The following is a 558-nucleotide window of genomic DNA, read 5'->3' as shown; positions in this document are numbered from 1 at the left end:
TTCCAACTTTCACCATAATGAAATAAGATCACTACCGGGCGTATTTTTTGAGTTATCGAGATTTTCAGGAGCTAAGGAAGCTAAAATGGAGAAAAAAATCACTGGATATACCACCGTTGATATATCCCAATGGCATCGTAAAGAACATTTTGAGGCATTTCAGTCAGTTGCTCAATGTACCTATAACCAGACCGTTCAGCTGGATATTACGGCCTTTTTAAAGACCGTAAAGAAAAATAAGCACAAGTTTTATCCGGCCTTTATTCACATTCTTGCCCGCCTGATGAATGCTCATCCGGAATTTCGTATGGCAATGAAAGACGGTGAGCTGGTGATATGGGATAGTGTTCACCCTTGTTACACCGTTTTCCATGAGCAAACTGAAACGTTTTCATCGCTCTGGAGTGAATACCACGACGATTTCCGGCAGTTTCTACACATATATTCGCAAGATGTGGCGTGTTACGGTGAAAACCTGGCCTATTTCCCTAAAGGGTTTATTGAGAATATGTTTTTCGTCTCAGCCAATCCCTGGGTGAGTTTCACCAGTTTTGATTT

The 558-nt window shown here is 41.2% G+C and carries 1 protein-coding gene; it reads left to right on the top strand.

All coding sequences use genetic code 11. The annotated features are described in order from the left end of the window. Window positions 1-85: 85 nt before the first annotated feature. Window positions 86-558 (top strand): CatA-like O-acetyltransferase (locus tag DDE13_RS23790; protein WP_111406413.1); only part of this gene is annotated, 473 nt, incomplete at its 3' end.

Origin of the sequence: Meridianimarinicoccus zhengii (assembly GCF_003254465.1) — a bacterium.
In the GTDB taxonomy this organism is placed as follows: domain Bacteria; phylum Pseudomonadota; class Alphaproteobacteria; order Rhodobacterales; family Rhodobacteraceae; genus Meridianimarinicoccus; species Meridianimarinicoccus zhengii.
The sequence above is the reverse complement of the archived record's forward strand: the minus strand, read 5'-3'. Positions and strand labels throughout refer to the sequence as shown.